This window comes from Paucilactobacillus vaccinostercus DSM 20634, assembly GCF_001436295.1.
Taxonomy (GTDB): domain Bacteria; phylum Bacillota; class Bacilli; order Lactobacillales; family Lactobacillaceae; genus Paucilactobacillus; species Paucilactobacillus vaccinostercus.
Map to the genome: position 1 here is coordinate 253,823 of NZ_AYYY01000063.1, position 9,387 is coordinate 263,209.

The window sequence follows — 9,387 nt, forward strand, 5'->3', positions numbered from 1 at the left end:
AAGATATGGAACCAGCAATTAAGTATCGGCTGATTAAAAAGGACAAGCATACGGGGGCGCGAGCCGGCGAATTAATTACGCCTCATGGCACGTTTAAGACACCCATGTTTATGCCGGTCGGCACGCAAGCCACCGTTAAAAGTATTGCGCCAGAAGAGTTAGATGAGATGGGTGCGGGAGTCATTTTGGCTAATACGTATCATCTCTGGCTTCAACCTGGTGAAAAACTTGTTGAAGAGGCTGGTGGGTTACACAAGTTTATGAATTGGGACAAGGGGATCTTAACAGACTCTGGTGGATTCCAAGTTTTCTCGCTAGCTAAGCACCGAAACATCAAGGAAAACGGGGTCACATTTAAGGATCCAGTTAGTGGACAAACCATGTTTTTGTCGCCTGAAAAAGCCATTCAAATCGAAAATGCACTCGGACCAGATATTATGATGAGTTTTGATGAATGTCCGCCTTATTTTGAGACTTACGACTACATCAAGGCTTCTGTGGAGCGAACTAGCCGATGGGCTGAGCGGGGATTGAAGGCTCATCAGAATCCTGATTGGCAGGGGCTATTCGGAATTGTGCAAGGCGCTGGGTTTAAAAAGTTACGGCAACAAAGTGCTCGGGACCTCGTTAGCATGGATTTTCCCGGCTATTCTGTTGGAGGATTATCGGTTGGTGAATCGAAGGAAGAAATGAATCGGGTCCTAGAAATGACGACTCCATTTTTACCAGAAAATAAACCACGTTATCTAATGGGGGTTGGAACCGCGGATTCATTGATTGACGGTGTGATGCGAGGAATCGATATGTTTGATTGCGTTTTGCCAACTCGGATTGGGCGGAATGGAACTTGCATGACATCCCATGGACGCCTTGTTGTGAAAAACGCACAATATACCCATGATTTTGGACCACTCGATGATGAATGTAATTGCTATGTTTGCCGCAACTATACGCGAGCTTACATTCGGCATTTACTACATGTGAATGAAACGTTTGGCATTCGGTTGACGAGTTATCATAACTTGTATTTCTTGATTCATTTGATGCATGATATGCGGCAAGCCATTTTGGATGACCAAGTGCTTGAATTTCGTGAAATGGTATTTGAAAAGTACGGTTTTAACAAAGAAAATGCGGGAAATTTCTAAGTTAGTGGTAATTTAAGTCATTTTTTGATATGGTGTAGTATAGTAAATTCGAAAGGGTGTCAATCTAAATGAACTATTCAGGAATTTTGATTATCGTTGCGATGGTCGCTGTTATGTACTTCTTAATGATCCGGCCACAACAAAGACAAAGAAAGCAACACCAGGATATGGTGAGCCAATTAAAGAAGGGCGACGAAGTGATTACAATTGGTCGCTTGCATGGGACGGTTGATGAAGTTAATACTAGCAATCGGACTGTTGTTCTTGATTGCGAAGGAATTTATCTGACATTTGATTTGTCAGCAATCGCGACAGTTGTTCGTCCTGATGCTAAGGCGGAAGCTTCAACTAGTGAGACCACTACTGAAGACATCGAAGAAGCAAAGGCTGAACCTAAAGAAGTTGCCAGTGACGCAACGACTGCTGATTCACAAGAAGCAGCAGCTAGCGAAGTGGCTGATGACAGCGAAGAAGCTGCTAAGTAATAATTTGTTAACGACACACCGGTTGGTTTCGTAAGAAACTAGTCAGTGTGTTTTTTATTCTGGTGAAATAGAGGTGAAAAGATGAAGGCGTTTATGCAATCGGCTTTGAAAGTGGATGCATCTCGACAAATTGTGCATATCGATATGGATGCTTTTTATGCTTCCGTGGAAATGCGAGATCACCCACAATGGCGCCGCCAACCGTTAGTGATTGCCCACGATCCACGTTTGAACGGTGGGCATGGTGTGGTTGCAACAGCTAATTATGTCGCACGTCAAGCAGGGGTCCATTCGGCGATGAGCGCACAGGAGGCACTCAAACTGGCCCCCAATGCTGTATTTAAAACACCGGATTTTGCTCACTATCGTCAGGTTTCTGATCAGATTCACGCGATTTTTCATCGATACACGGACAAGATTGAATCGGTGGCACTCGATGAAGCGTACCTAGATGTGACGGATAATAAACTTGGAATTAGTAGTGCGGTGCAGTTGGCCCATGAATTACAGGCCCAAATTTATGATGAGGTTCAATTAACGTGTTCTACCGGAATTTCGTACAATAAGTTTCTGGCAAAATTAGCATCAGATTATTGCAAGCCGGTGGGGGTTACAATCGTGATGCCAGATGATGTCCACGATTTTTTAATGCGGTTACCAATTGAGAAATTTCGGGGCGTTGGGAAAAAGACAGTGCCGAAAATGCACGAATTGAATATTATGAACGGACAAGATCTTTATGATCAGAGTGAAAATGGGTTAATGCAGGCATTTGGCAAATTGGGGTACCAGCTATATCGCCGCGTTCGTGGGATTGATGATCGACCGGTGGCATATCAGCGAGATCGAAAGTCAATTGGTAAGGAACGAACCTATAATCATGTTTTGATTGCCGATAGTGAAATTGATCAGCAATTGAGGTATTTAGCACGATTGGTCGCACAGACGCTTACGAAACATCAAAAGCATGGTCAAACTGTGGTCCTGAAGGTCCGTTATCAAGATTTCACGACTCTGACGAAGCGGTTAACGCAGGTGGAGTACTTTGAAAACGATCCAGAGGTATTGTACCAAGCCGCGTTGACGCTTCAAGAACAACTTAATCGTGGTGAGCAGCCCATTCGATTACTTGGCATCACGGTCACTAATCTAGTGGCATTGGAATTTGAAAATCTGACATTACCTCTTTGGCGTAATGATAAATCGTGATAATACCAATTAGATCAACGTTTGAAAGTCTTTTGAATAACCTGTATACTTAGGAACGATTTAGTACCGGTTCTACTTTAATGAAGAAGGGACACTTAATACCAATGAACGAGTTAGATGAAATTTTTACCCAGATTAAAAAGTATTCTAAGATTATTATTCACCGGCACCAACGACCTGATCCAGATGCGATCGGCTCTCAAACTGGTTTAGCAGAAATTCTAAAAGCGTCATTTCCATATAAAACCATTTATGCTGTTGGTAAGCATATTCCGGGATTCGATTGGATCGGCACCATGGATGAAATCGACAATGCAGAGTTTGATGATGCACTTGTGATTGTAGTGGATACAGCCAATGCGCCGCGAATTGATGACCGTCGTTTTGATCAGGGCGCTAAACTCATTAAAATTGATCATCATCCCAATGACGAACCATATGGTGACATTATGTGGGTGGTTCCTGAGGCGTCAAGTTCGTCGGAATTAGTTTATGATTTTTATCAACGCTTTGAAGATCAACTGACGTTGCCACAACCAGCAGCACATGCATTATTAGCCGGAATTATTGGTGATACTGGCCGTTACTTGTACCCAGCAACAACGCCACATACGCTAAACGTTGCTGCAGCGCTAATGGCATTGGGAGCGAACGGTGCTGCGATTGGCCGCCATGAAGATGAGCTTAGTTTGCCGGTTGCCCGGTTATCCGCGTATGTCTACGAACATTTGACGATTTTAGACCATGGTGCGGCCTATTTAAAACTGACAAAGGATGTTTTGGATCAGTTTGAATTGAAGGAAGCAGGAACCTCAGGTGTCGTACCGCTACCAGGTCGAATTAAAGATGTCGACCTATGGGCCATCTTTGTACAACAAGATGATGGGACTTATCGTGTTCGTTTGCGCTCTAAGACAGTGCCGATTAATGAAGTCGCTAAGCACCATGATGGTGGTGGGCATCCATTAGCGAGTGGGGCTAAGGCTAAGGATGAAGCAGAAATTCAACAAATTATTCAAGAACTAGATCAATTGACCCAAGCAGAAAAAGGAGAAAATGAATGACGGCAACCTTTGAAAGTTTTAAGTTTCAACCGTTTATTGGGGAGGCACTGAAGGCGATTCAGTTTACCGAACCAACACCCGTGCAGGAAAAAATAATTCCACTTGTTCAGGAAGGAAAGAGTGTTGTTGGCCAATCTCAAACGGGAAGTGGTAAAACCCATGCTTTCTTACTACCCCTAGTGAATGGGATTAATCCGCAACAACATCATGTTCAAGTCGTCATTGCGACGCCTAGTCGGGAACTCGCGTACCAAATTTATGAGGCAACCAAACAGTTGGTGAAGACAGCACCTGAACAAATTATTGTGCATAACTATGTTGGCGGAACGGATAAAAAGCGCCAAATTGAACAATTAAAACGGCAACAACCTAGTATCGTGATTGGGACGCCGGGGCGCATTATGGATCTAATCAAGGAACAGGCACTAGATGTTCACTCAGCACAGCATTTCGTGGTCGACGAGGCTGATATGACGCTGGATATGGGCTTCTTGGATCAGGTTGATCGGATCGCCGGTAGTTTGCCGAGTGATGTCCAGATGCTGGTCTTTTCAGCGACGATTCCCGAAAAACTACGGCCATTTTTGAAGAAGTACATGCAAAACCCAGTCGTCGAAGAAATTCCAGTAACTTCGGTGATTAGTCCTAATGTTGATAACTGGTTGTTATCAACTAAGGGAAAAAGTAAAAATCATCTAATTTATCAATTATTGACAATGGGTGAGCCCTACTTGGCGTTAGTTTTTGCAAATACCAAAACTCGGGTAGAAGAGATTGTCGATTACCTGCAAAAACACAACTTAAAAGTTGCGATGATCCATGGAGGAATGGCGCCACGGGAACGCAAACGGGTCATGCGTCAGGTACATAATCTTGATTTTCAATTTGTAGTGGCCACCGACTTAGCGGCCCGGGGGATTGATATCGAGGGTGTGTCCGTTGTCATTAACGATGATATTCCTACAGACCTGGAGTTCTTTATCCACCGAGTTGGACGGACAGGTCGAAATCAGATGAAGGGGACGGCAGTTACCCTTTACGAACCGGATAACGATGTTCAGGTTTCTCAACTTGAAAAAATGGGAATTGAGTTCAAGCCAAAGGAAATTAAAAATGGTGAAATCGTTGATACTTATCATCGTAATCGACGTGATCACCGGAAACAAAAGCAATCAGAACTTGATCCGACATTGAAGGGCTTCGTCAAAAAGACGAAGAAGAAGGTTAAACCAGGTTACAAGAAGAAGATCAAAGGAGCGATTTCTGAAAAGGAACACCAAGATCGGAAACTAGCAAAACGACACGAGATGCGCCAAGCGCGCCGAGCTAAGAAGAAGACCAACCGTTGACTTGATTTCGGGCTTCGGCTATAATACCTATGGTTTGTTCAGGACATGTTGACTTATGATGACTTTCAGAAACGTTTTGGTCGCTGTGAAAAACGAGACTCATAGGTTAATGCTCCCTGAAGGTGTTCAAAAAACACATCAATACATGCGGCTCAGCATTATCGAGATTAAGAGGTAAACGAAATCCATCGTTGCAAGCAAAGTGGTACCGCGTCGTAAGGCGTCTTTGCTAGCAATGGTGGATTTTATTACTTTATTAAGGAAAGTAAGGGAAAACGATGAAAGAATTAACAAGTAGTGAAATTCGCCAGATGTTTTTAGATTTCTTTGCGGAACATGGTCATAAGATTGAACCAAGTGCGTCATTGGTCCCCGTCGATGATCCGACACTATTATGGATTAACTCGGGTGTGGCAACGATGAAGAAGTATTTTGATGGGTCAGTCGTTCCTGAGAACCCCCGTCTGACGAGTTCGCAAAAGAGTATCCGTACTAATGATATTGAAAACGTTGGAAAGACCGCACGGCACCATACACTGTTTGAAATGCTGGGGAACTTTTCTGTCGGTGATTACTTTAAGAAAGAAGTTATTCCGTGGGCCTGGGAATTACTCACTAGCGATCAGTGGTTTGGTCTGGATCCTGAAAAATTGTACATTACGGTTTATCCAAAGGATCAAGAGACACGTAAAATTTGGGAATCATTAGGTGTACAAGACAGTCATATTTACGAAGATGAAGATAACTTTTGGGATATCGGTCAGGGACCTTCAGGACCCGATTCAGAAATTTTTTACGATCGTGGACAAGAGATGAACAATATTAGCGAAGACGATCCAGAAAATTATCCTGGTGGTGAAAATGAACGGTACCTTGAAGTTTGGAACATCGTCTTCTCGCAGTTTAACCACACGCCAGAAGATACCTACGAACCGTTGCCCCATAAGAACATTGATACGGGGATGGGATTAGAACGAATGGTTTCGATTTTTCAACACGCCAAAACGAACTTTGAAACTGATCTGTTCTTACCACTGATTAAACAAACTGAATCCTTTAGTGATCGTAAACAATATGGACAAAATGATGCGGATGATGTTTCGTTTAAGGTGATTGCAGATCATATCCGGGCAATCACATTTGCCATTGGGGATGGTGCGTTACCGTCGAACGTGGGACGTGGCTATGTCATTCGTCGACTCATTCGACGGGCAGTTGTGAATGGTAAAAAGCTTGGAATTAACCATGCTTTCTTATATGAAATGGTCCCGACGGTAGGTAAAATTATGGCGTCATACTATCCAGAAGTTGGCAAGAATGCGGACTATATTGCTTCAGTCATTAAGTCTGAAGAGGAACGGTTTAATGCCACTTTGAATGATGGATTAGCCTTATTAAATCAAGTCATTGCTACTGCTAAGGAAGCTAAGAGCGGACAGCTTGATGGACCAACGGCCTTTAAACTTTACGATACCTACGGATTTCCCGTTGAATTAACACGTGAATATGCGGCTGATGCCGGCCTCACAGTCGATGAAGATGGTTTCCAAGCTAAAATGAAGAAACAACAAACCCGTGCGCGTAATGCGCGTAGTTCGGCGAAGTCGATGGGGGTTCAAAGCGATCTCTGGACCGACTTTAAAGAAGATAGCGAGTATGTTGGGTACCAAAACTTGGTGGTGGATGATGCCAAGGTATTGGCACTGGCTCAGGGGGCCGCAATTGCAACCGATGCCCAGCCGGGTGATGAATTAGCCGAAGTGATCTTTGATCGAACGCCATTTTACGCCGAAATGGGTGGTCAAGTTGCTGACACGGGTGAAATGATTGATAATCACGGCGAAGTGGTTGGACGTATTGTGGACGTCCAACACGCACCAAATGGTCAGAATTTACACTCAATTAAATTGGAAAAGGCATTGAAACAGGGTGCTCGCTATAAATTAGTGGTTGACCGTGCGCGTCACTTAAAAATTGAAAAGAATCACACGGCCACTCATTTACTGGATCAAGCACTCCGTAATGTGTTGGGTGGTCATACCCAGCAAGCAGGATCACTGGTGGAACAACACTACTTGCGATTTGATTTTAACCACTTTGGATCTGTAACCGACAAAGACCTTAAAAAGGTTGAACAGATGGTTAACGAACAAATTTGGCGTGAAATCCAAATTGAAACGGTGGAAACCGACCTTAATTCAGCTAAGGAAATGGGAGCGATTGCCCTTTTCAGTGAAAAATACGGTGATCGAGTCCGAGTCGTTAAAATTGGTGATTTCAACACTGAATTTTGTGGTGGTGATCACGTCAAGAATACAAATGAAATTGGCCTCTTCAAAATTGTTTCCGAAGGTGGTGTAGGCGCCGGTGTTCGGCGGATCGAAGCCGTGACAGCAAGTGATGCTTTTGATCTGTTGCATGGTAAGGAACAATTACTTGCACAGACCGCGGGCTTACTTAAAGCGCCACAAGAAAAAGAAGTACCACATAAAGTTGAATTGTTATTAGAGCAAATCAAGACGTTGGAACAGCAAAATGAAGCGCTACAGAGTAAATTAACGGCACAACAAGCGAGCGATGTCTTTGGTCATGTTCAAGAGACAAAGCAAGGAACCCTGATTGCTTCCGCTGTCAAGGTACCTGGAATGCAACAATTACGACAGTTGGCAGATTCTTGGCGTCAAAAAGCCTTGTCAGATGTACTGGTACTTGCAACTACTGCCGGTGATAAGGTCAACTTATTGGTTGCGGTGAGTGATGACAAGGTGAAGGCAGGCGTTAAAGCTGGAGACCTCATCAAGGCGATTGCCCCCGCGATCGGTGGTGGCGGTGGTGGCCGGCCTAATCTTGCTCAGGCCGGTGGTAAGAACCCAGCTGGGATAGAAAAGGCGCTTCAGTTAGCATTGGACTACCTTAACCAATAATTAAGCTTGGTTGACTGTTACGAATCAATTACATCACGGTTAGATTGATTGTACTTTGAGCGCGCTTCTAGTAAAATTAAGTTGGATAGAATTGTAATACTGGGGGTGTACTAATTGGCAACTGATAAAACAATGTTTTTTGATTTTAGTGATAATAATCAAAAGGATGTTCACGATACGTTGAATACTGTGTATCAAGCTTTGGAAGAGAAGGGATACAATCCGATTAATCAGATTGTAGGGTACTTGTTATCTGGTGACCCAGCCTATATTCCGCGTTTAAACGATGCCCGTAATTTGATTCGTAAGCATGAACGTGATGAGATTATTGAAGAATTAGTACGATCATATTTAAAGACGAACGAGGAGTAGTTAATGCGATTAATGGGTTTGGACGTTGGGTCGAAAACGGTTGGGATCGCACTGAGTGATCCATTAGGTTGGACTGCACAGGCACTTGAGATTATTCGAATTGATGAAGACAACGAGGTGTTCGGGATTGAACGTGTTGCTGAACTAGTTCAGCAACATCAAGTTGGCGGGTTTGTCTTAGGACTACCCAAAAATATGAATAATACGGAAGGTCCCCGGGTGGTCGCCGCGCAGCACTATGGTGAATTGTTAACCAAGGAATTTGGCTTACCAATTGACTATCAGGATGAACGACTGACAACCGTTGAAGCACAGCGAATGCTAGTAGAAGAGGCAGATACGTCACGCCGAAAACGTAAGAAGGTTATCGACAAACTGGCCGCCAGCCTGATTTTGCAAAACTATTTGGACCGACATGGTAAACTAACGCAAGAATTGTGAGGAATTTTAAATGAGTGAACAAGCACAAAACGATGATTTTATTACGTTGGTGGATGATCAAGGAAACGAAGAGCTTTACAAAGTTCTCTTTACATTTGATTCAGACGATTATGGTAAGTCATATATCTTGCTGTACCCAGCAAGCGCTGAAAACGACGAACAGGTTGATATTCAAGCTTATGCTTACCAAAACCAAGACGACGGTAGTGAAGGCGAATTAGAACCAATTGAAGATGACGCCGAATGGGACATGGTCGAGGAAGTATTAAATACATTCTTAGATGATGATGGAAATTTTAACGCCTAGTCAGATATGAGATCAATCAAAAAAGCCTTGTGAGGCGCTGCTCCGTGTCAAGTAGACAGATCAAATAATTAAAGTGCCTATGCACTTA

9 protein-coding genes are annotated in these 9,387 nt (G+C 43.5%); all 9 read left to right on the forward strand.

The window, feature by feature from the left end; translation table 11 throughout:
* Nucleotides 1-5 precede the first annotated feature (5 nt).
* Nucleotides 6-1,148, forward strand: a complete 1,143-nt coding sequence (tgt, locus tag FC26_RS11700; protein WP_057780987.1) for a tRNA guanosine(34) transglycosylase Tgt — start codon at nucleotides 6-8, stop codon at nucleotides 1,146-1,148.
* 68 nt (nucleotides 1,149-1,216) lie between these two features.
* Nucleotides 1,217-1,633 (forward strand): preprotein translocase subunit YajC, encoded by a 417-nt coding sequence (gene yajC, locus FC26_RS11705; protein ID WP_057780992.1) that lies wholly within the window; start codon nucleotides 1,217-1,219, stop codon nucleotides 1,631-1,633.
* An 81-nt stretch (nucleotides 1,634-1,714) separates the two neighbouring features.
* Nucleotides 1,715-2,842 carry a DNA polymerase IV gene (dinB, locus tag FC26_RS11710; RefSeq protein WP_057780995.1) on the forward strand — a complete coding sequence of 376 codons (1,128 nt, stop codon included), beginning with the start codon at nucleotides 1,715-1,717 and terminating at the stop codon, nucleotides 2,840-2,842.
* Between the two features lie 104 nt (nucleotides 2,843-2,946).
* Nucleotides 2,947-3,906, forward strand: coding sequence for a DHH family phosphoesterase (locus FC26_RS11715; RefSeq protein WP_057780998.1), 960 nt, complete (start codon nucleotides 2,947-2,949; stop codon nucleotides 3,904-3,906).
* On the forward strand, nucleotides 3,903-5,255 hold the full coding sequence (locus FC26_RS11720) for a DEAD/DEAH box helicase (RefSeq protein WP_057781001.1): 1,353 nt from the start codon (nucleotides 3,903-3,905) through the stop codon (nucleotides 5,253-5,255). The genes FC26_RS11715 and FC26_RS11720 overlap by 4 nt, the downstream gene beginning before the upstream one ends.
* 278 nt (nucleotides 5,256-5,533) lie before the next feature.
* Nucleotides 5,534-8,179, forward strand: coding sequence for an alanine--tRNA ligase (gene alaS, locus FC26_RS11725; RefSeq protein ID WP_057781005.1), 2,646 nt, complete (start codon nucleotides 5,534-5,536; stop codon nucleotides 8,177-8,179).
* Nucleotides 8,180-8,311: 132 nt separating this feature from the next.
* Nucleotides 8,312-8,551: an IreB family regulatory phosphoprotein gene (locus FC26_RS11730; RefSeq protein WP_083483853.1), complete on the forward strand. Its 240-nt coding sequence runs from the start codon at nucleotides 8,312-8,314 to the stop codon at nucleotides 8,549-8,551.
* Nucleotides 8,552-8,554: 3 nt separating this feature from the next.
* On the forward strand, nucleotides 8,555-8,992 hold the full coding sequence (gene ruvX, locus FC26_RS11735; protein WP_057781010.1) for a Holliday junction resolvase RuvX: 438 nt from the start codon (nucleotides 8,555-8,557) through the stop codon (nucleotides 8,990-8,992).
* A gap of 10 nt (nucleotides 8,993-9,002) precedes the next feature.
* Nucleotides 9,003-9,299, forward strand: a complete 297-nt coding sequence (locus FC26_RS11740; protein ID WP_057781013.1) for a DUF1292 domain-containing protein — start codon at nucleotides 9,003-9,005, stop codon at nucleotides 9,297-9,299.
* Nucleotides 9,300-9,387: the final 88 nt, after the last annotated feature.

Excerpts from the sequence above, each read along its gene's own strand:
- FC26_RS11715 (WP_057780998.1), top strand. The coding sequence starts at position 2,947 with ATGAACGAGTTAGATGAAATTTTTACCCAGATTAAAAAGTATTCTAAG.
- FC26_RS11740 (WP_057781013.1), top strand. The coding sequence starts at position 9,003 with ATGAGTGAACAAGCACAAAACGATGATTTTATTACGTTGGTGGATGAT.
- dinB (WP_057780995.1), top strand. The coding sequence starts at position 1,715 with ATGAAGGCGTTTATGCAATCGGCTTTGAAAGTGGATGCATCTCGACAA.
- alaS (WP_057781005.1), top strand. The coding sequence starts at position 5,534 with ATGAAAGAATTAACAAGTAGTGAAATTCGCCAGATGTTTTTAGATTTC.
- tgt (WP_057780987.1), top strand. The coding sequence starts at position 6 with ATGGAACCAGCAATTAAGTATCGGCTGATTAAAAAGGACAAGCATACG.
- FC26_RS11730 (WP_083483853.1), top strand. The coding sequence starts at position 8,312 with ATGTTTTTTGATTTTAGTGATAATAATCAAAAGGATGTTCACGATACG.
- FC26_RS11720 (WP_057781001.1), top strand. The coding sequence starts at position 3,903 with ATGACGGCAACCTTTGAAAGTTTTAAGTTTCAACCGTTTATTGGGGAG.
- ruvX (WP_057781010.1), top strand. The coding sequence starts at position 8,555 with ATGCGATTAATGGGTTTGGACGTTGGGTCGAAAACGGTTGGGATCGCA.
- yajC (WP_057780992.1), top strand. The coding sequence starts at position 1,217 with ATGAACTATTCAGGAATTTTGATTATCGTTGCGATGGTCGCTGTTATG.